Raw genomic sequence first — 578 nt, forward strand, 5'->3', positions numbered from 1 at the left:
TCGGCCTTCTCACTACACACTTCCTGCTCTTTATATTGTTCCACTTTGCCCTTCCATTGATTCAGGCTATTATGCTGTATGCCTTTAGATTTGAATAGAGAACAGAAGATCTGTATCAAATCGTAGCATTGTCTCATCGATATTATTAAGGCTTCGTTGTGCTGAACAAAGAGCAACTCAGCTTTGGCCGGTTCGCTGATATTTTCCCAGTTCTTAAGGATCTGTTCGGCCCATTTATGAATGACAAACATTTGATGAAACCGATCTTTTGTTCTTAACTCCGGAGGAATTAGTAGCGTATGCCTGGATAAGATCCATTTACGACGCAGCTGATTCATCCTGATGATAAAACCGTTTGATTGTTCATCTTTTTTGAATAATGTTTTGCTGACATTAGCCATTTCATGGGTGCAATCACCTATCCAACTGATGCCACAATCCTGCATGGCCTTTTTTAATTTACTGCAATTATCAGAGATGCCATAGACGATCTCTAAGTCATAGGCCTTCACCTTGTGCTTAATCTTTTGGGCCAGTTGGGCTGAACTCCACGAGGGCTGGACTCCCAGATCCAATAC

1 protein-coding gene is annotated in these 578 nt (G+C 41.5%); it reads right to left on the reverse strand.

Annotation, left to right across the window (positions count from 1 at the left end):
- The coding region (locus tag CRP01_RS42735) for a hypothetical protein (RefSeq protein ID WP_170110771.1) at positions 1 to 578 on the reverse strand (578 nt) is incomplete at both ends.

It is taken from the genome of Flavilitoribacter nigricans DSM 23189 = NBRC 102662 (assembly GCF_002646595.1).
In the GTDB taxonomy this organism is placed as follows: domain Bacteria; phylum Bacteroidota; class Bacteroidia; order Chitinophagales; family Saprospiraceae; genus Flavilitoribacter; species Flavilitoribacter nigricans.